The sequence below is a fragment of the Acinetobacter sp. DL27 genome (assembly GCF_055810995.1).
Genome location: NZ_CM147947.1, coordinates 1,025,327 through 1,043,459, shown reverse-complemented (window position 1 = coordinate 1,043,459; position 18,133 = coordinate 1,025,327). Strand labels below are relative to the sequence as shown.

The following is an 18,133-nucleotide window of genomic DNA, read 5'->3' as shown; positions in this document are numbered from 1 at the left end:
TTTATTGTTTTCTTTTGCATTACTGTCTTTCATTATAGAAAGTACATATTCAAAGTCATAAAAAAGCCATGATCAACATGGCTTTAAAATGGAGTGTTTCGATATTATAAATAATCACCTTCACGCTCAGGTTGATAAAGCACTTTTTCAATTTTGACTTTCATCATTTGACCGTCTGGCTGTGGCCATTCAATTTCTTGACCTTCAGCTAAGCCAAGAATTGCTGCACCAATAGGGGCTACAACATTGACCTGTCCCTTCTCGCCTTTAAAATCATGCGGATAAACCAAGGTAATTTCAGATGCTTCTGTAGATGGTGCAATAGTCAGTAAAACTTTTGCATTCATCGTTACCACATTGGCAGGCATATCTTGTGGAGCAACAACATCGGCGCGTGCCAATTCTTCTTCAAGCAACTGCATGGTCGGTGTAAGTTTAGGCTGATGTTCTAACATCGTTTCTAAACGATGAAGATCCTGCTCAGAAATGATAATTGCTGGGTTTGCCATGTGCTGCATTCCTATTTGAATACGGTATGAATAAAATTCTTATTAAAAATAATTTATTAGCCTATAACTTCTGTTATATCAGAAATGCAGTCTAAATTACATTTCAACTGATTTTGATTTTTTAATGCTATAAAAAAAGCCCCCTTGAGGGGGCTTTCTCAAGTCAGAACTTAGTTTGCGTAAACAGGAAATTTCGCACAAACAGCTTCAACTTTCGCTTTAACAGCGTTAATCACAGCTTCGTCACCTTTGCTGTCTAGGATATCAGCGATCCAGCCAGCAAGTTCACGTACTTCAGCTTCGCCGAAACCACGAGTCGTCACAGCTGGTGTACCAATACGGATACCAGAAGTCACAAATGGTGAGCGTGGGTCATTTGGTACTGCATTTTTGTTCACAGTAATGTGAGCTGCACCTAACCATGCATCTGCTTCTTTACCTGTTACATCTTGCTTAATAAGAGATAATAAGAACAAGTGGTTTTCTGTACCGCCAGAAACGATGTCATAACCACGAGCAATAAGAACTTCAGCCATTGCTTGAGCGTTCTTCACCACTTGTTGTTGGTAAACTTTGTATTCAGGAGCCATTGCTTCTTTAAAGCAAATTGCTTTAGCCGCTACCGCATGAACCAATGGACCACCTTGGTTACCAGGGAATACAGCTGATTGTAATTTTTTCTCAATTTCTTCGTTTGCTTTCGCAAGGATTAAACCTGAACGTGGGCCACGAAGTGTTTTGTGTGTAGTGGTAGTTGTTACGTCAGCAATCTGAACTGGGCTTGGGTAAACACCAGCAGCAACTAGACCAGCAACGTGAGCCATATCTACAAATAGGTAAGCGCCAACTTTATCCGCGATGTCACGAAAACGCTGCCAATCTACAATTTGGCTATAAGCAGAGAAACCAGCTACGATCATACGTGGCTTGTGCTCAACTGCTAAACGCTCAACTTCTTCGTAATCAATTTCGCCAGTTTCAGGGTTTAAACCGTACTGAATTGCGTTATATGTTTTACCAGAAAAACTTACTTTAGCACCGTGAGTCAAGTGACCACCGTGAGCCAAACTCATACCCAAAACAGTGTCGCCTGGGTTAAGAAGAGCTAAGTAAACAGCAGAGTTTGCTTGTGAACCTGCATGTGGTTGAACGTTTGCGTAATCTGCACCGAAAAGCTCTTTAGCACGGTCAATCGCTAATTGTTCAATCACGTCTACATATTCACAACCGCCGTAGTAGCGTTTGCCTGGGTAGCCTTCAGCATATTTGTTTGTAAGTTTTGAACCTTGCGCTTCCATTACTGCTGGAGAGCAATAGTTTTCAGAAGCAATCAGTTCGATGTGCGCTTCTTGGCGAGCATCTTCATTTGTGATTGCTTGCGCGATTTCTGGATCAAATTCAGCAATTGAGATATTGGCAAACATTAGCGAGGTCCTATGAAATTAGGGCTTTTAAGCCGTGCTAAGATTGGCGCGTATTGTAGCATGAAGTTTATAAATTTCGAGAACGAACTTTACGCAGTTTTAAATAAAAAATCGCTCATGAAGCAGAACTCCATGAGCGATTTGAGTCAAAGCAAATTACTGAATTGGCATGAGAGTTTTGACATCATCAACAATATCATCGATATTTTCACTAAACGATGTGGTATGGGTCCATTTCGTCGTTTCACTGTCATCAGTCACATAACGAATATTATTTCCAGCTTGAGACGCACCAGCATATAAAATATTCGTAATCGCTCTTGGAACAGTCGTGTCATTGGTACCTTGATAAATAATAATTGGCGCTGTTTGTTTGACCTTCAAAGGCTGCGATGTGTTATCTAAAAAGTTTTTTATGACTGGCAAATCTAGAAATCCTGTTTTTGGGTAATATCCATTTAATGTGTTATATGTATTCGCAAAAATATTCATTTCCGTATAATAATTTACCAAAACGGTTCCTGAACATGCCGATTCAGCTGTTCGTGCAATACGGGCAGCTTCAGACTCAAACACTTGCCCGTACAAAGTTATATTGGGCGGATTCTGCATACCTGCGGTGATGAGTGCAGCATAGGTATTCAGTGAAGTATAAGTAGTAACCTGTTGAGTTACTGGCAAATTTGCAACACTTGCAGCACCCGCTTGAAAGATTGTTTTTAAATTAGACGCAGGTGCAATTGCGACTGTCCCCTTATAATCTAACTGCGCGCGACTTTGATATTCGCCAGCTCCTAAAGCAGCATGACCGCCCTGTGAATGCCCAACCGTCACCCAGTTTTTTGAAACCGATTTACCTTGCTTGGTTAAGTAGTCACGTGTTGCAACTACTGCATCTGTAATCGAAAAAGCTTCACTTTTTAAATTAAGATAAGGATGGGCTTCTGTACCACTTGGCTCTCCCAGTCCTTCGTAATCGGGAGCAACAACAACATATCCCTCGCTAAGTAACTCATTAATCATCGATTTTACATCAGGATCCATAGAAGATTTACTTGGCGCGCAAATATCAGCAACACCAGTAGTACCATGTGCCCACACCACTATTGGCCAACCTTTCGCCGGAGCTACTGTTTTAGGAGTAAAAAGCAATGCAGTTGCGCGAGTTTCTTTATTGTCCTGACCCAGCATTTTATAAGTCATGACCACACTTTCACCAGCGGTAGCTGACATATCTGTATCTGTATATGCTGTTGGCGTAGTTACGACTGGATTAACAATATTGTTTTTAGGAATCCCGTCATCTACACCAACAGAAGTTGAACCGCCATCCCCTCCTCCACAGGCTGTTAAAACCAGCACAGAACTACTGACGAACACGGCCAATATATGTTTTTTCATCTTAAAATTCCTTAATGACATTTTTTCTTGTTGTAACGATTCAAATCACTTGAATACATTAATGATTTACGCCTCAAAATGACGCATGGCAAGACCATTTACGAGAATGATACAAAGTGAACGTTGTCTGCAAATGCGCACTCACCATTGTTATAAAAACTGGTAATTTGGAGTTCAAAATAAATCTTGACCCTACAACTGAATTCAGGTGCTGAACACTCTACTAGTCTTTGTTTGAGCTAAATTCCAAAGAATTATTTTAATTTTAAGCAATCATTTTCCTTTCAATTTACCTAAATGCATTGATCAATCCACTCCTGACTTCCCCTTACTCAATAAAGCCTGATCTCTAATCACCTAGCTACACCAGATGATTTAAAAACATCACCGCACAAAATCAGCGAATAAACCACAAATCTGGCAGTCATAGGCTGTCTTGATACTCTTGAAAATGATAAATTTATTCAGCTTTTAATTTTCGGATATGCACATGCAAGCCATTATTCTCGACACAGAAACCCATACCCTAAATGGTCAACCCATTGAGATTGCATATGCGCCGATTGAAATTGTAAATGGCAAATTAAGCCTAGATAAAAGCCAAGTATTTGATCAGCTCTATACCGTCGATGAACCGATCTCATTCGCAGCGATGGCTGTGCATCATATTTTAGAGTCAGACCTAGTGGGGAAGCCTCACTATACGACCTTTAAACTACCTACCGAAACGCAATACATCATTGGTCATAATATTGATTATGATATTCGTGCTATCGAAAAATGTGGTGTCGATACTTCTCATATTAAAGCGATTTGTACACTGGCCCTTGCGCGTTTGGTCTGGCCTGATGCCGAAGCCCACAATATTTCGGCACTCATTTATATGATTTCAAAAGGCAGTGAAAAAGCCCGTGAAATGATTAAAAAAGCCCATCGTGCCGATATGGATATTATTTTAACGGCCAATATTTTAATGCATGTGGTTCATCAATTAAAAATAAACAGCATGGAGCAATTATTTGCTGTCTCTGAAGATGCTCGTATTCCGCGTGTCATTAATTTTGGCAAGCATCGCGGCACAGCGATTGCCGAACTCCCCGCTGACTATATTCAGTGGTTAATGCGTCAAGATGAACTCGATCCGTACTTACGTAAAGCGTTAGAAAATACGAGCATTAAAACGCTCTAAAATGTATTGTCATAAATTCTTAATATTGTTGTAATTTTCAGCCTGTATGTTCAGCCTTAATTTATTTGTTCGGGGGAGTAAATTAAGGTATGAATCATTATCAAAAAACAGCATTAGGTTTAGATGCTTTACAACAACGTCATATCCCACTCAATGCGCGTCAAAGACGACTATTGGTTTTAATTGGTACAGAAGATTTTGAACAATTGGCTGACCAGTTCAAACAACGAATCGCAACGCCTGAAATCCTCGAACAATTAATTGAATTAGGTTTAATTCATTCCACACAAACATCTCGCGTCTCTAGCCCAATACAGCCGCCATCGGAGGCTCAATCATCGACGTCTGTACTCGAAAATAGTCAGAATAACGTCAATCCAATAGATTTAGACAGCAAAGCGCAGACTCCTGCACCACCCACTCCTACACAAAGCCCAGCCCCACCGCTTAAAGCTTATAGCTTTGAAGAAACACGCGATTTGATGATGAGCTTATTACAACGTTATTGTGGCTTAATGGCAAAACAACTCATTCTTCAAATTCAATCGGTGACAGACTTACACAGTCTCAAACGCTGCCAAATGCAATGGATTACGACGTTACAGGAAAGTCGAATAGAACCCACAGTACTCAACCAACACTTACAACAGATCAATCATTCACTGTTGCGTTTGCAAGCAGCTTAAATAAATTCAACGAATAATTGAGTCTTTTTCTGTCTTAGTTAAGATTGGCTTTGTTGCACAAACCTACCGATAAAGTCTTATTCGGCAATATAATTCGCAAATGAATAAGCCCACACCTAAAATCTATCGTACAACCAATTGGTCTTCTTATAACAGTGCATTAATAAATCGAGGAAATCTCTCAATTTGGTTCGATCCCAAGACTCAATGGTACGCTCAACCCAAAGGTAAACATGGTCGAAATCAAACTTATTCAGATACAGCCATCCAATGCTGTCTGATGATCAAATCCCTATTTCGATTGTCTTTACGCATGGTCACTGGCTTTGTGCAAAGTCTCATTCATCTTTGTAGATTAGATTGGACAGCACCAGACTATTCCACCATCTGCAGAAGACAAAAGCATATTGATATTGCAATTAACTATCAAAAAAGCAGTAATGGTCTCCAGCTACTCGTCGATTCTACTGGCTTAAAGTTTCTAGGCGAAGGTGAATGGAAGCGTAAGAAACACCAACCTGAATATCGTCGCCAATGGCGTAAACTTCATATTGGTATAGATGCTGAAACCCTTCAAATACGCGCTATTCAACTCACTACAAATAATGTGAGTGATTCACAAGTGCTTGGTGATTTACTCGATCAGATTCCACAAGATGATCAGATTGACTCTGTTTATACCGATGGAGCTTATGACACCAAGCAATGCCGTCAGGTCATTGCAGATCGGCAAGCGCATGCGGTGATTCCGCCAAGAAAAAATGCGAAACCTTGGAAAGATACAAAGATCAGCTCGCTAGAGCGAAATGAATTACTTCGAACAGTTAAACGTTTAGGCAGGACACTATGGAAAAAATGGTCAGGCTATCATCGGCGAAGTTTGGTCGAAACTAAGATGCATTGCATCAAATTATTGGGGGATAAACTCAGTTCGAGAAACTTTCAAAGCCAAGTCAATGAGATGCATGCACGTGTAGCAGTATTAAATAAATTCACAGAGTTAGGCCGACCTCACACCCAAGTTGCCACTTAAATTTGAGTAGATATGGGAAATCTTAATTTTTAAATCTTTGTGCAACAAAGCCGTTAAGATTTAAAGACTACAAGTTTTATTAAAAACTCTTGTCTTATATTTTTTTCATACAATAAATCTTAATGTCTTTCGTCGACTTTATAATACTTTGGCACAATGGTTACTCAAACCATTCATCAAACAGCTTGATAAATAAGGACTATATGTGAAGTGATATCCTAATTTCACTTTATGATCTTCAATATAATCGCTCAAAAAATTTATCCCTTATATTCTGCGATGGGATAACTTAACTTGATATAGATCGCCCATAAAAAACCCATGTAAACATGGGCTTTTTTCAATAGGGTTAATCAACAACTCGGTATATATTTTCCGTTTGCCGACTTTCAAATAACAGTTCAATACTCGGCAGAATCACTTCACCATCGACAACGATATGTTCAATTCGTTTAAACAAATCCAAACGTTCTGCTTCGGAGTTTTCAGGTACTTGCCTTAACTGGGCCTTTACATTATACGTTTGGCTGTATTGGTCTTTTACCTTTACATCTACAAGCTGAGTCATGGTCATTTTCCTTTTCTTTTTTTAGCTCTGCTTAATCTTATAGCACAAGTTTTTCCCAACACCTCCCCAAGAGTTGTTAGAATTTATCGCAATGTTATTTTATATAAATATTTTCAAAATCAGGACTATAAATCATAAACTTAAATCAAATATGCTTAACAACCGAGATACATAGTCATATTTTTTTTACATAAAAAAAGCTCGCATTGCTGCGAGCTTTTCTATGTTGGAAGGCTAGTGCTGATTTATTGTTTGAACATTTCGTTCCAAACTCAACGAGCTGTCATTGATCCGTCCAACTACATCGTAGCGTCTTAGTTATCGACCTACTTTAGGTACAATATAAAAGCATTTTTTACTCTCGACAAGAGCCTATGACATTTCGAAACAACTGTACAAATAAAAGCCAATTGATATTTTTTAAAAATAAGAGACCATACTGAAAGGCAAAATCGAGATAACATCTCAGCGTCAAATCAAGTAAAATCGCGCATTCAACCTATGAGTTCTTTTCCATGTTAGTTCAATTGATTTTGAGTGATTTATATCGGTATTGTGGCAATACGAAATTAAGTTCATTTCTCAAAACTTATTTGTTTAATCGTGGTTTTAACTTTAGCGTTTGGTTACGTCTTTCGGCTTCAAAATCGTGGATCGGCAAACTGGCCTACCCTATTTTTTATTATAAGAAGAAAAAATATGGTATCGATATCCACTGCACCACAAAAATTGGCTATGGCTTGTTCATCGGTCATGGGGGACCTTTGATTGTCAACCCAACGACTGTGATTGGAAACAATGTCAACCTATCGCAGTTTACAACGATTGGTGCCAATGGCGGTCGTCAGGCCGCTGTAATTGGCGACAATGTATATATTGGCCCAAATGTCTGTATTATCGACCATGTTAAAATTGGCAATAATGCCACCATCGGTGCAGGGAGTGTGGTCACCAAAGATATTCCTGATAATGCAACAGCTGTAGGTAATTATGCAAAAGTCATTCATTATAATAATGCTGGAAATTCAGTAAATAAACGCTGGCTAAATGAAAAATAAAACAACATCAGCATAATTTAATCAACTTAGCGCTCTATAAATAAAACACAGAATGACAATTTTTATACTCCGTAAATTTTAAGACATAATATGTTGGTGTTGTATTTCAAAAACCCATGAATAAGAGAAATTAGGTTAGGGTAAATCTTCGTTTTTGTTCTATGAATAAGATAGAGGTACATCATGACCACGATTAATATTTCAGACATTAAAGAACATTCTAGTGTAATTTCCGTATGTGGAACGAAGATCGGAGATGTTGACCACATAGAAGGTCAAGAGATCAAACTGACCAAACATGGCGATGGGAAACATCATATTATCCCAAGTGCATGGGTGAGAGAAATTCGAGAAAATCAGGTGATGTTAAGCAAAGATGCCCAAGAAATTAAAGATAATTGGATTGAAGCATAAACTCAAAAAACTGCAAAGCTACCAGCCTTTGGGCTGGTTCTGCATATGATATACACACGAAGTAGATGCAAAGCACGCCATCTACATCCATCTATCTAAGCTTGATCAATATTGATCTATCGTAAAAGTATAAAAATCACTCAACCACAACATTTTTAATCTTTAAAAGGGTTTGAAATTTTATCTTTAAGACTTAACCAAACCCAAAAAACCATAATAAATAAAAGTAATCCAATCACGATAAAGAATGTTTCACCCACAACAAAACCGGTAATGAGTGCCCCTAAGCCAATGCATGATAATAAGGTGATCAATGCGATGCCAAAGACATTCATGTTTGTTCTCCAATGATCGAAATAATAAAGAGCTCATTATTACGTTTAGGTATGCCAATTTAATGTTGTTTTCATTAAACTTTAATAGTGGGCGAATTCAAACATGAGGTGCGACAGTTTCAAAAGCCATATGATAATCAACAAGCTGAGCAAATTTCTCTAATGGTGTAAGCCAATCTAACGCCTTTCTAGGACGAGTATTCAGTGACATGGCAACTTGATTTAAATAATGCTGATCTGCCTGATTTAAATCAATCCCTTTAGGTAAATATTGCCTAATTAAACCATTCATATTTTCGCATGTGCCTTTTTGCCAAGGTGAATGTGGGTCACAGAAATATACATCTATGCCTAAATCTTCTTCGAGTATTTTATGTTCTGACATCTCGCGTCCACGGTCATAGGTCAACGTTTTACGCAGTTCTGCAGGTAAATATTTCAGAGCTTCAGTTAAAGCCTTGCGCACTGATTCTGCCTTTGCATCAGGTAATGTTGCCAAGATACAGAGCCGTGTATTTCGTTCAATAAGTGTTGCTATCGAACTTTTATTGTCTTTACCTTTAATTAAATCAGCTTCCCAATGACCCGGTATTTTTCTTTCTTGAACTTCGGCTGGGCGCTCATGAATAGTTTTAATATCCTGTAATATAGAATCTTTTTTAGGTTCACCGTTAGCTTTTCGCTTTTTATTTTCATGACGCAGACAGGATAATAAGTCTTTTTTCAACTCACCCTTTGGTAATGCTCGTATCGTTGAATAAATCGTTGTATGGCTTACATTCATTGTTTGATCCAAATCAGGAAATGTCTTTAAACGCTTTGCTATTTGCTGAGGAGACCATAAACAACGGATCGCTTCAACAATAAATTTCCAGAGGATTGAATCGATTTTGAGTTTTCTGTGACCACGTCTACGTCTAGCGAAGGTGTTATCAGAAGCATATCGAGCTTGATAAACGTCATTGATGCTATTTCTTTTAAGCTCACGATAGATCGTACTAGGATGTCTTTTAATGAGTTCAGCAAATTTTCTGGCTGAAAAGCCTTCTTTTCTTGACTCAAGCATTAATGCAGTACGATCTTCAAAGTTAAGATGATGGTATGACAATTTTATATACTCCATAAACCCTTTAAATTAATTAGGTGGTTTATGTCGCACTTCAAGTTTTACTCTGCCGTGCTTTTGATTAATTATGCGCTATTGTGTGCTATTCATATTATCTTAATGAAAACTAATGTACTTTTTATAGAAAAACTACATATATATTAATATGAAGTTTCTCTATACTTAGAAAAATACCAGTAAGCAAATTCAAGCAATTTTCACCCAGATTGATTTCAATCATGAGAATTGAGCTTCTACAGGCGTCACAACAAAACTTTAAAAAATCTGTTCTTGTCTTGGGGGCATGAGTGATCAAAAAATCTGTTTTTTATAGCTTAGATTTACAAAAACTTATTTTGATTTTAATTATTGGCTGTGTCTCAAGCTTATTTTTAGTTTCAATTTTTGTGCTGAACTATGTCATCAAAGAGCAGTTAACTGAAAACTCTTTAGCCGCCAATCAGCGCTATGCCTCAAAAATTGCATTTAGTACCGATAAATATTTTGAAAGTATGTTGAGTGAGCTACGCTATAGTGCTCAAATTGTTGGTCAAGATTTCTCAAATCAACAGGTTTTAAAAGCTGAAGTTACACGTCTTAAAGGTCAATCACAAAAATTTAACTCAATCACGATTATCGATAAAAATGCTTTTATTTTGGAGTACTCACCAGAAACCTTACAAGTTAATCAAGAAAAACAATATAAAACTCCAGGTATTACCGAAGCATTAAGACTCAAGAAAACTTATATTTCCTCTCCATACAAAGGCTTGTCAAACAATTTAATTGTGCTGATTGCCCAGCCTATTTTTAATCGTAAAAATGAATTCCTCGGTATCGTGACGGGTTCGATTTATTTAAATAAAGAAAACTTGGTGAGTGAACTGTTAGCCACCACATATTCTTATAAGAAAAGCTATACTTATGTTGTTGATAATAAAAATAAGATCATCTTCCATCCAGATAAAACCCGCCTTGGAGATTCATTAAAAAATAATACCGGAATGCAATATATTACCTCCCACCCCACAGGCAAGATTGCACTGGTCAATAGCAAAGGGATCGAAAACCTAGCAGGATTTGCGGCAATTCCAAGCGTGAATTGGATTGTGGTGTCACAACAACCGACCTTAGAATTATTAAGCCAAGCCAACTCGATCATCGTTAAAGTAACACTGGCTATGCTCGGCTTCTATTTGCTTTTGTTCATTTTTGTATGGAAGCTTTCTTACTGGATTTCGTCTCCACTCAATAAGCTTGCACAAATGGCCAGCATGTTAACTCGCCCAAATATTGATCAAGACATTAAAAACATCGATCCTTGGTATTTTGAGGCTTTACGCTTTCGCACCGCTCTCTTGCTTAGCTCCAAACATTTTAAAGATGAAATTGCAGAACTTAAACAACACGTGAACACCGATCCGCTGACAGGACTTTATAACCGCCGCGGTATGAAACTGTTTTTAAATGAATTAGAAGCAACCAATACACCTTTTTCGGTACTGACATTGGACATCGATCACTTTAAAGCGGTTAATGATAGCTATGGGCATGATCAAGGTGATCACGTGTTGAAAAAGTTGGCTTCTCATATGAAAAGTAACTTTCGTCAACATGATGTTTGCTGCCGTGTCGGTGGAGAAGAATTTATTGTCTTTGTGGTGCACGAAGATCCAAAGATTGCCTATATAGCAGCTGAACGACTTCGTAAAACAGTAGCACAAAGCTACATTGACCCAATTGGAACGATCACGGTTTCAATTGGTATCGCCTCTTGGCCTCAAGACTCAGAAAATATCCAAGAAGTGATTAAACAGGCGGATCAAAAACTCTATCAAGCCAAGAATGATGGTCGAAATTGTATCCGTTCGACATCATCGGACTGAAAAAATTTCATTAAGAATCAACTTCATATTGAAATTACAATCATCAAAAGGATAAGCTTTTCAAAAAAATAAGCTGTTTCTACATTCTATTTTCCACGACTATTATATTTCGATGAATATCTTTAGCTTTTTCTGTACTGAATTTATTTTTTAAATTGTTGCAGGAAATACAACGAAGGTAGCTTCGAACGAAATGAAAGAGAAATAGAGCTTAAAACTGTATTTTTAATATATTTTGGATAACGCCAAAAAGGATAAAACAAGAAAATGGTGCGCTCAGCGGGACTCGAACCCACGCCACAGGCTTCGGAGACCTGTACTCTATCCAGTTGAGCTATGAGCGCGCGAGCACATCATATCAAAAAAAATCACAAGGTAAAGCATCTATATAGCTTAGAGTGATTTTCCTGCTTATGCTTTATACAATGTTCCATATCTGCAACACAGAATTGCGAGTAGATTACTTGGTTTATTAGGCATAATCGCTCACAATAGTGCCACTATTAATCATTCGAGAATTTCATGACTGATGCATTGACGTTAAGAGATTTGTCCAAAACCTATAAAAATGGGTTTCAGGCTTTAAAAGGCATCGATTTAACTGTTCCTGAAGGCGAGTTCTATGCCCTTCTTGGACCAAATGGTGCAGGCAAATCTACAACGATTGGTATTATCAGCTCATTGACCAAGAAAACCTCAGGCACTGTCGAAATCTTTGAACATAATCTCGATACGCACCCCTCTCAAGCCAAACAGTGCTTAGGGGTTGTACCTCAAGAGTTTAACTTCGGTCAGTTTGAAAAAACCTTCGATATTTTAGTCACACAAGCAGGCTATTATGGTATTCCTAAAAAAATTGCGGAAGTTCGAGCCGAAGAATATTTAGAAAAACTCGGCTTATGGGAAAAACGCGGTGTTCAAGCCCGTATGCTTTCAGGTGGTATGAAACGTCGCCTGATGATTGCCCGTGCCATGATGCATGAACCGAAACTACTTATTTTAGATGAACCCACAGCAGGGGTTGATATTGAGCTACGTCGTTCGATGTGGGACTTCCTCACAGAAATGAACAATAAAGGCACATCGATCATTTTAACCACACACTATTTAGAAGAAGCGGAAATGCTGTGTCGTCGAATTGCCATTATTGACCGTGGTGTCATTAAAGAAGACACCAGCATGAAAAATTTCCTCAATCAACTCAATGAGGAAACCTTTATTTTTGATTTGGCCGCGCCGATTGAACCGATTCATATCGACATCATTGGGGTTCGTTTCCATTTAGTCGATGCCGTGACTTTAGAAGTGACTCTGGATAGAGCACATACTCTCAATGACTTATTTCAATTACTCGAAGCGCAAGGAATCCAAGTTCGTAGTATGCGGAACAAATCTAACCGTTTAGAAGAACTGTTTGTGAAGATGGTCGAAAAAAATCTCGAAGGAACTACGCCATGAACTTAAATCAACTTAGCGTAGCTTTATATACTTTGGTGCATAAAGAAATTCGCCGCTTTATGCGCATCTGGCCGCAAACTTTACTTCCACCTGCCATTACCATGAGTTTGTACTTTGTGATTTTTGGTAATTTGGTCGGTTCTCGTATTGGTGAGATGGGTGGTTTTAGCTATATGCAGTTCATCGTGCCTGGACTGATTATGATGGCGGTGATTACCAACAGTTATGCTAACGTTTCTTCGAGCTTTTTTAGTGCCAAATTTCAAAAAAGTATTGAAGAGCTGATCATGAGTCCTGTACCTTTGCATGCCATTTTATGGGGCTTTGTCTTAGGCGGTGTCTGTCGTGGGGTCTTGGTCGGTATCATTGTGACAGCCATGAGTTTATTTTTTACTGACCTTTATATTACCAATTGGTTTGTTACCATTTACACCGTCTTGGTCACCTCGTTCTTATTTTCACTAGGTGGTTTTATCAATGCGGTGTATGCGAAATCTTTTGATGACATCTCCATCATCCCAACATTTGTGCTGACACCTTTAACTTATTTAGGTGGCGTATTTTATGCCATTTCAGCACTCAGCCCTTTTTGGCAAAATTTATCGTTGATCAATCCGATTGTATATATGGTCAATGCTTTTCGTTTCGGTATCTTAGGTCATAGCGATGTTAACGTCGTCGTCTCCCTATCTGTTATGACCATATGCTGTGCAGTGCTTTATGGCATTGCTTACTATTTACTTTCTCGTGGTTCAGGAATGCGTGAATAATGAGTGTAGAACATTCTCTTTTGGGTAAAGACACCAATTACCCTACAACTTATCAACCCGATATTCTTTTTCCTATCGCCCGTGCCACAGCACGTGAGCAATATGCGCATGTTGAAGGTATTCAACAAGGTAAAGACTGGTGGCATGTTTTTGAAATTTCTTGGTTAAATCACCATGGTGTTCCGCAAGTTGCCATTGGTCGCATCAGTCTGCCTGCCACCTCGCCCAACCTCATTGAGTCAAAGTCATTAAAACTTTACTTTAATAGCATGAACTTTACTCAGTTTGAGTCTAAAGCTGCATTTAAAGCAACGGTTGAACAGGATTTATCGGCGGCGGCTGGCGCAGATGTGAATATTGATCTTTTTCATGTCGATGATGTGGAAATTAGTCAACCTGAAGGTATCTGTATAGATGAACTGACTCCGACCCAATTGGAAAATCATCCCAATGCACATCTGTTGGCATTAGATGACGCTGCGGAAGATGTTGAAGTACAGATTTACTCACATTTACTCAGAAGTAACTGTCCAGTCACTGGACAACCTGATTGGGGCACGGTATTTATCCGATATAAAGGTAAAAAGCCTTGTTATAACAGCATACTGGCTTATATTATCTCTTATCGTCAGCACAACGGTTTTCACGAACAATGTGTGGAACAAATATTTGCCGATATTTGGCAAAATTTGAAACCTGAAAAGCTGATGGTGTACGCAGCTTATACACGCCGTGGTGGTTTAGACATTAACCCTTGTCGTGTGTCAGATGTGTCATGGATGCCCCGCCCAATTCGATTGGCGCGACAATAAAATAAAGAACATTGAGGTTAATACACGATGCCATTTTTTGGTTTTATTCCATCGACTGAACTTTTACAGACTATTCAAACTGCTCAGCAGAAGAAAGACTCAAGTGAGCCTTTATATCCACTTCGAGATAAAACAGCACTACTCATCAATGATGAAATTATTGATGCCATTTTGACTGAGTTAGTTCGCCGTTTTCCACCGAGTGATAAACGTGACACAGCCGAGAAACTGGCTGGCTATATTAAGTCAACAGTTGCGGTTTTGTTGAAGCAGCTTTTAGGCAAATCATCGAATGATGTGGTTCAAGCATCGATTCAGTTTTCTGAAAAAAGCTTGTTTAAAGATGCTGAAGGTCAGTTCCGTGTGGGTGAAGCGTTAGATGCAAGCTTAGTGACCAGCCTCAAATATAACTATGCTGAAATTAAAGCAGGCAATGAAGTAGATAAAGCCGCGTTAACCGAACTGTATAAACAGTTTGCTGAAGCGACTGTACGCCACTTCATGAATGACTTTAATAAAACCCTCGATTTGGGCATGATTAAGCGTAAAGCGGCCGATATCGGTTCTGCAGCTGTCATTAAAGCAGTGCATATTGCTGCCAATAAAATCATCCCAAATTTAACCAAAGATGAACTTTTAGCTTTAGCTGAATATCACGACACCTTATTTCATGCTTAAGTACTAAAAGTCTTCGAGACTTTTCAGATCAAAATGACTCTACTTGTGTAAGGTCATTTTGGTTTCTAAGCTGTAATTTTTTGCTCTTTATATAAAGTCCATATATAAGCTGAGGCTAGACCTTTTTGTCATTGTCACTAGACCCTAAACACTACAATTTTAATTGCCTCTATATAAGGAAGACTTTTTATATCAGTCAGTAAAACTTGACTTATATAGTCACGCAAATAATCTGCCTGAAAATCAGCACCATTTTGAATAATCTGTCCTTTATATAGGCTGAGTTTGTCTTTTTTTGTATACCTATTTGCCCGCTTCAGTACAGACAATGTTATCTTAAAGCCTATTCACGCTAGACTCCGTTCACAAGAATTTCGACATAACAGAAATGCGAACTATGGGCTTTACCCTATTCGCTTTGCTCCACTGCCAATAACGACTCTGGAAATTAGACTTCTATGTTAAATTTAAACTTTTATAACAAAGTTAAACGTTTACCTTTATTGATTGGCGCTTTGTCGATCACCAGTTTTTGCCAAGCCAACGATTTCGCTTCTCATCCTGACTATTACAGCTTTAAACAAAAAACCATGCAGAATTATGGTCTATCTGCTGAGCAAGTCGATTGGGCGATGAGTGGTTCTAAAAATGTACCCAACATCATCAACATTATGAACCGCCCAGGTGAAAGTAAACCGTGGTACGAGTATAAAACCAACTTTATGGCAGAGAGCACCATTCAACGAGGTGTCCGTTTCAAAGCCCAATATGCAGATACTTTAAACCGTGCCGAACAACAATTTGGTGTACCGCAATCAGTCATTCTCGGCATTTTAGGGGTAGAAACAGGCTTTGGGAGCAATAAAGGTAATTTTGTCACCCGTGATGCTTTAGCCACTTTAGGTTTTGGTTACGAACGTCGTAAGCAATATTTCCAAGATGAACTCAGTGCTTTAATTGCATGGAGCTATAAAGATGGCGTGCCAACCAACTCGGTTGTAGGTTCGTATGCAGGCGCTGTGGGCTACCCACAATTTATGCCAAGCAACATTCCAAAGTTTGGTGTCGATTATGACGGCAATGGTCATGTCGATTTACGAAATTCAGCAGTCGATGCGATTGGTTCAATTGCCAACTATTTAGCAAATCATGGCTGGCAACGTAATCAGCCAATTGGATTCGCAGCACGCTATAGTGGCTCGAATCCTGAAGCGGTCATTGCCAAAGATTTAACTTTACCGACACCTTATGGCGTTTTAAAAAATCAGGGCATTCAACCGACCAATCCGATTGTCAAAATCGATGATTTAGATATGGTGAATGTGATCCAACTACAGGAAAATTATGGGCAAAGTTATTACATCACTTACCCTAACTTTCAAGTGATTACAACCTATAACAAGAGCCGTATGTATGCGACTGCAGTGTGGCAATTAGGGGCTGAAATTGCTAGCCGATAGGGCTAGCTTTTTACTCAAGCTTGAGATGTCAATAAAAAAATATTTAAAAATGATGTAAATTTCGGCATTTTTCATACCTTGTTACAATATTGATTATTTTTTAATCAAAAAATGTTCGGTTTATGTAGTTTTTATCATTATTTTAATTAAACACTAGACATGCTTATGACTGCATGAATATTATCCATTTCGTCAAATGTTGTTGCAAAAGTGAATTAACAGGCAAGTTTTTTTATCTTTCAACCACTTAGTTTAAAGAAAAAAGTATTGTCTTTTGGAGTTTATAAATGCAGTCTTCACTTAAATATATACTGGCCATTGCCTCGACCATCGCGCTGAGCCAATCGCAAGCAGAGATGGTTCAGTCATCATTTACCAATGATAACGATAACTCTCGCCTAGCTGCGCGTGTCTTGAATAAAGATGCTCAAGGCTTCAACTCACACTTCTCAAATTTAAATAGCCTTTCAATCACTGAACGTTCAGGCGATAAAATTCGTCGCGAAACAATCGCTGCAAAAATTGAGATCCCTGAAGAAGAGCCTTCAGTGATTGAAAAGTTAAATACTGTTGCATCAAATACAGTACGTAAGTTTAGTCAAACGGGCATGGCGTCTTGGTATGGTCGTCAGTTCCACGGTCGTAAAACAGCAAGCGGTGAAACATTCGATATGAATGCATTAACTGCAGCTCACCGTAGCTTGCCGCTAAACTGCTTTATTCGTGTAACGAATAAAACCAATGGTAAAAGTGTTGTGGTTAAAGTAAATGACCGCGGCCCATTCCACGGTAACCGTGTACTCGATCTTTCTTATGGTGCTGCTAAGCAACTGGGTATTACCAATGCAGGTACTGCGAAAGTCAGCATTGAACGTATTGATGGACCAAACTCTTAAGACTCGTCCCTACAACACGCATTTGACAGCAAAGCCACAGTAATGTGGCTTTTTTAATGCCTCATATTTACATAACACCCAATAGATCCATCTCCAGCATTTGCCCCCTTCCAAATGTTCAGCTTGAATAAGATGAAAAAATCCCATTGATCCGATTTTTTGAGATGATCGCGCTCACAATTTTTTGCAACATTGAAAGACTAGTTGAGTTAAGTGTTTTCTTGGCTCATTTTTATCTGTTCAAAACCAGTTCTTCTACCCACCCTAAATTGTAGTTTTTATCCATTCTTCAAATTAAAATGATTTTATGAATTACCTAGTAAATTAAGCGCCATTTTTGCGATATTAGATTCACTATTGCCCTGCTTGTTTTATATAATTGAGTCAATTGTATGGATCAAAATGTAAAAGAAAACCTTCTTATTTCTTCAAAGTTCTCAAAACCCGCCCC

Annotated in this window: 18 protein-coding genes and 1 tRNA gene; 12 read left to right on the top strand and 7 right to left on the bottom strand. The window is 38.5% G+C overall.

Annotation, left to right across the window (positions count from 1 at the left end; genetic code table 11):
- Nucleotides 1-104: 104 nt before the first annotated feature.
- The 3 genes from rnk to AC0KVP_RS05025 form a co-directional block, all read right to left on the bottom strand.
- Nucleotides 105-509 carry a nucleoside diphosphate kinase regulator gene (gene rnk, locus AC0KVP_RS05035; RefSeq protein ID WP_087526224.1) on the bottom strand — a complete coding sequence of 135 codons (405 nt, stop codon included), beginning with the start codon at nucleotides 507-509 and terminating at the stop codon, nucleotides 105-107.
- Between the two features lie 170 nt (nucleotides 510-679).
- Nucleotides 680-1,933 (bottom strand): serine hydroxymethyltransferase, encoded by a 1,254-nt coding sequence (gene glyA, locus AC0KVP_RS05030; RefSeq protein WP_004982454.1) that lies wholly within the window; start codon nucleotides 1,931-1,933, stop codon nucleotides 680-682.
- A gap of 156 nt (nucleotides 1,934-2,089) precedes the next feature.
- Nucleotides 2,090-3,334 (bottom strand): alpha/beta hydrolase, encoded by a 1,245-nt coding sequence (locus tag AC0KVP_RS05025; protein ID WP_473339396.1) that lies wholly within the window; start codon nucleotides 3,332-3,334, stop codon nucleotides 2,090-2,092.
- A 490-nt stretch (nucleotides 3,335-3,824) separates the two neighbouring features.
- Between AC0KVP_RS05025 and AC0KVP_RS05020 the strand changes: the two genes are divergently transcribed.
- The 3 genes from AC0KVP_RS05020 (at nucleotide 3,825) to AC0KVP_RS05010 (ending at nucleotide 6,242) form a co-directional block, all read left to right on the top strand.
- Nucleotides 3,825-4,523, top strand: a complete 699-nt coding sequence (locus tag AC0KVP_RS05020; RefSeq protein WP_473339394.1) for an exonuclease domain-containing protein — start codon at nucleotides 3,825-3,827, stop codon at nucleotides 4,521-4,523.
- An 89-nt stretch (nucleotides 4,524-4,612) separates the two neighbouring features.
- Complete coding sequence (locus AC0KVP_RS05015; protein WP_473339393.1) at nucleotides 4,613-5,209, top strand: hypothetical protein; 597 nt, start codon at nucleotides 4,613-4,615, stop codon at nucleotides 5,207-5,209.
- 100 nt (nucleotides 5,210-5,309) lie between these two features.
- Nucleotides 5,310-6,242, top strand: a complete 933-nt coding sequence (locus AC0KVP_RS05010; RefSeq protein WP_473336427.1) for an IS5 family transposase — start codon at nucleotides 5,310-5,312, stop codon at nucleotides 6,240-6,242.
- 349 nt (nucleotides 6,243-6,591) lie between these two features.
- Here AC0KVP_RS05010 and AC0KVP_RS05005 read toward each other — a convergent pair whose 3' ends face one another.
- Entirely contained in the window at nucleotides 6,592-6,810 is a 219-nt protein-coding gene (locus AC0KVP_RS05005; RefSeq protein ID WP_004696033.1) for a hypothetical protein, read from the bottom strand.
- 515 nt (nucleotides 6,811-7,325) lie between these two features.
- On the opposite strand from AC0KVP_RS05005, the gene AC0KVP_RS05000 reads away from it, so the two are divergent.
- Both AC0KVP_RS05000 and AC0KVP_RS04995 read left to right on the top strand, forming a co-directional pair.
- Complete coding sequence (locus AC0KVP_RS05000) at nucleotides 7,326-7,868, top strand: serine O-acetyltransferase (protein WP_473339390.1); 543 nt, start codon at nucleotides 7,326-7,328, stop codon at nucleotides 7,866-7,868.
- A gap of 183 nt (nucleotides 7,869-8,051) precedes the next feature.
- Complete coding sequence (locus tag AC0KVP_RS04995) at nucleotides 8,052-8,282, top strand: DUF2171 domain-containing protein (protein ID WP_473339388.1); 231 nt, start codon at nucleotides 8,052-8,054, stop codon at nucleotides 8,280-8,282.
- A gap of 155 nt (nucleotides 8,283-8,437) precedes the next feature.
- On the opposite strand, the gene AC0KVP_RS04990 is transcribed toward AC0KVP_RS04995, so the two are convergent.
- Nucleotides 8,438-8,617, bottom strand: a complete 180-nt coding sequence (locus AC0KVP_RS04990) for a hypothetical protein (RefSeq protein ID WP_473339386.1) — start codon at nucleotides 8,615-8,617, stop codon at nucleotides 8,438-8,440.
- A gap of 97 nt (nucleotides 8,618-8,714) precedes the next feature.
- Nucleotides 8,715-9,740 carry an IS30-like element ISAba125 family transposase gene (locus AC0KVP_RS04985; RefSeq protein WP_004994718.1) on the bottom strand — a complete coding sequence of 342 codons (1,026 nt, stop codon included), beginning with the start codon at nucleotides 9,738-9,740 and terminating at the stop codon, nucleotides 8,715-8,717.
- 290 nt (nucleotides 9,741-10,030) lie between these two features.
- On the opposite strand from AC0KVP_RS04985, the gene AC0KVP_RS04980 reads away from it, so the two are divergent.
- Nucleotides 10,031-11,608: a sensor domain-containing diguanylate cyclase gene (locus AC0KVP_RS04980; RefSeq protein ID WP_473339383.1), complete on the top strand. Its 1,578-nt coding sequence runs from the start codon at nucleotides 10,031-10,033 to the stop codon at nucleotides 11,606-11,608.
- A gap of 268 nt (nucleotides 11,609-11,876) precedes the next feature.
- Here AC0KVP_RS04980 and AC0KVP_RS04975 read toward each other — a convergent pair.
- Nucleotides 11,877-11,952, bottom strand: a tRNA-Arg gene (locus tag AC0KVP_RS04975).
- Between the two features lie 178 nt (nucleotides 11,953-12,130).
- Between AC0KVP_RS04975 and AC0KVP_RS04970 the strand changes: the two genes are divergently transcribed.
- The 6 genes from AC0KVP_RS04970 (at nucleotide 12,131) to AC0KVP_RS04945 (ending at nucleotide 17,682) form a co-directional block, all read left to right on the top strand.
- Nucleotides 12,131-13,066: an ABC transporter ATP-binding protein gene (locus tag AC0KVP_RS04970; RefSeq protein WP_473339381.1), complete on the top strand. Its 936-nt coding sequence runs from the start codon at nucleotides 12,131-12,133 to the stop codon at nucleotides 13,064-13,066.
- Nucleotides 13,063-13,836 carry an ABC transporter permease gene (locus AC0KVP_RS04965; RefSeq protein WP_004982514.1) on the top strand — a complete coding sequence of 258 codons (774 nt, stop codon included), beginning with the start codon at nucleotides 13,063-13,065 and terminating at the stop codon, nucleotides 13,834-13,836. Before AC0KVP_RS04970 ends, AC0KVP_RS04965 begins: the two co-directional genes overlap by 4 nt.
- Complete coding sequence (gene queF / locus AC0KVP_RS04960) at nucleotides 13,836-14,648, top strand: NADPH-dependent 7-cyano-7-deazaguanine reductase QueF (RefSeq protein ID WP_473339378.1); 813 nt, start codon at nucleotides 13,836-13,838, stop codon at nucleotides 14,646-14,648. The genes AC0KVP_RS04965 and queF overlap by 1 nt, the downstream gene beginning before the upstream one ends.
- 27 nt (nucleotides 14,649-14,675) lie before the next feature.
- Nucleotides 14,676-15,326: a hypothetical protein gene (locus tag AC0KVP_RS04955; RefSeq protein ID WP_004695843.1), complete on the top strand. Its 651-nt coding sequence runs from the start codon at nucleotides 14,676-14,678 to the stop codon at nucleotides 15,324-15,326.
- 458 nt (nucleotides 15,327-15,784) lie between these two features.
- Entirely contained in the window at nucleotides 15,785-16,786 is a 1,002-nt protein-coding gene (gene mltB, locus AC0KVP_RS04950) for a lytic murein transglycosylase B (RefSeq protein ID WP_348922552.1), read from the top strand.
- Nucleotides 16,787-17,073: 287 nt separating this feature from the next.
- Nucleotides 17,074-17,682: a septal ring lytic transglycosylase RlpA family protein gene (locus AC0KVP_RS04945; RefSeq protein ID WP_004695839.1), complete on the top strand. Its 609-nt coding sequence runs from the start codon at nucleotides 17,074-17,076 to the stop codon at nucleotides 17,680-17,682.
- The last annotated feature ends 451 nt before the right edge of the window (nucleotides 17,683-18,133 follow it).

What these genes read in the sequence shown, in the direction of transcription:
- AC0KVP_RS04965 (WP_004982514.1), top strand. Translation starts at nt 13,063, where the DNA reads ATGAACTTAAATCAACTTAGCGTAGCTTTATATACTTTGGTGCATAAA.
- AC0KVP_RS05005 (WP_004696033.1), bottom strand. Translation starts at nt 6,810, where the DNA reads ATGACTCAGCTTGTAGATGTAAAGGTAAAAGACCAATACAGCCAAACG.
- AC0KVP_RS05010 (WP_473336427.1), top strand. Translation starts at nt 5,310, where the DNA reads ATGAATAAGCCCACACCTAAAATCTATCGTACAACCAATTGGTCTTCT.
- AC0KVP_RS04970 (WP_473339381.1), top strand. Translation starts at nt 12,131, where the DNA reads ATGACTGATGCATTGACGTTAAGAGATTTGTCCAAAACCTATAAAAAT.
- AC0KVP_RS05015 (WP_473339393.1), top strand. Translation starts at nt 4,613, where the DNA reads ATGAATCATTATCAAAAAACAGCATTAGGTTTAGATGCTTTACAACAA.
- rnk (WP_087526224.1), bottom strand. Translation starts at nt 509, where the DNA reads ATGGCAAACCCAGCAATTATCATTTCTGAGCAGGATCTTCATCGTTTA.
- AC0KVP_RS04985 (WP_004994718.1), bottom strand. Translation starts at nt 9,740, where the DNA reads ATGGAGTATATAAAATTGTCATACCATCATCTTAACTTTGAAGATCGT.
- glyA (WP_004982454.1), bottom strand. Translation starts at nt 1,933, where the DNA reads ATGTTTGCCAATATCTCAATTGCTGAATTTGATCCAGAAATCGCGCAA.
- AC0KVP_RS04990 (WP_473339386.1), bottom strand. Translation starts at nt 8,617, where the DNA reads ATGAATGTCTTTGGCATCGCATTGATCACCTTATTATCATGCATTGGC.
- AC0KVP_RS04945 (WP_004695839.1), top strand. Translation starts at nt 17,074, where the DNA reads ATGCAGTCTTCACTTAAATATATACTGGCCATTGCCTCGACCATCGCG.
- queF (WP_473339378.1), top strand. Translation starts at nt 13,836, where the DNA reads ATGAGTGTAGAACATTCTCTTTTGGGTAAAGACACCAATTACCCTACA.
- AC0KVP_RS05020 (WP_473339394.1), top strand. Translation starts at nt 3,825, where the DNA reads ATGCAAGCCATTATTCTCGACACAGAAACCCATACCCTAAATGGTCAA.
- AC0KVP_RS04995 (WP_473339388.1), top strand. Translation starts at nt 8,052, where the DNA reads ATGACCACGATTAATATTTCAGACATTAAAGAACATTCTAGTGTAATT.
- AC0KVP_RS05000 (WP_473339390.1), top strand. Translation starts at nt 7,326, where the DNA reads ATGTTAGTTCAATTGATTTTGAGTGATTTATATCGGTATTGTGGCAAT.
- AC0KVP_RS04955 (WP_004695843.1), top strand. Translation starts at nt 14,676, where the DNA reads ATGCCATTTTTTGGTTTTATTCCATCGACTGAACTTTTACAGACTATT.
- AC0KVP_RS05025 (WP_473339396.1), bottom strand. Translation starts at nt 3,334, where the DNA reads ATGAAAAAACATATATTGGCCGTGTTCGTCAGTAGTTCTGTGCTGGTT.
- mltB (WP_348922552.1), top strand. Translation starts at nt 15,785, where the DNA reads ATGTTAAATTTAAACTTTTATAACAAAGTTAAACGTTTACCTTTATTG.